Origin of the sequence: Halococcus sp. IIIV-5B, assembly GCF_003602035.1 — an archaeon.
In the GTDB taxonomy this organism is placed as follows: Archaea; Halobacteriota; Halobacteria; order Halobacteriales; family Halococcaceae; genus Halococcus; species Halococcus salsus.
Genome location: NZ_QZWE01000071.1, coordinates 1 through 742 on the forward strand (window position 1 = coordinate 1; position 742 = coordinate 742).

1 pseudogene is annotated in these 742 nt (G+C 50.0%); it reads right to left on the reverse strand.

The features are described from left to right. Positions 1–507 (reverse strand): annotated as a pseudogene (locus tag D3261_RS20785) (hypothetical protein); the annotation flags it as partial. Positions 508–742: the final 235 nt, after the last annotated feature.

Here is a 742-nt window from a genome sequence, read left to right on the forward strand (position 1 = left end):
GTTCAATAACCCAGCAGCAACGAACAGTTCCTCATCGGAGAATACTCGTTGGTAAATCCCGTGGAGCGGTTTCTCACTTAATCCAGATGCCTCAGGACTGATATTGTAGGGCCGGAGTGTCTGAAGCGTATGGACACAGACAAATTCTTTCGGTAACACCGTAGCGATCATCGTTCGCTCATCCGACGATCGTGCAACATCACGATATGCGAGTCGATACTCGGTACAATCAAGAAGGACATCCTCCTCGGATAGAGGACTGTCTCGGTGTTCTGCTAGCAAGTCATTGACAAACTGCTTTTGAGACTTTCCAGATTTGGGTCCACCGAACTGACTATAGAGCGATTTCTTTGGCTCTCCAGTATTGAATCGTTTCTCACGGATCCGACGCTTCGCGCTTTCTGCCGGAGCCACTGATTCTTCGACACTCCACGCTAGTGCTGAATTAGTTTGGTTGTCGATCGCGCCGTTATAATGGAATTGGTGAATGTTCTCGCCGCCGTACACAGGATAGTCCCCGTTCTCCTCCGTTCGTGTGAACCGGTCTGAATCCCGAGTCTTGTTCAATTCCTCTGGAAGTGGTCGGGCTTGCCACCCATCGGTGACGTCTTCCGCGAGCGACGGGTATTGCAGAATTCGTTTCAGCACATCTACTTCTTTAGGCTTTGTGATCGCCGGGAAAATTCGTGCACTGGGAGAATACTCTATGAGAACGTCACGAGGTATATCGATCGCTTGCTCA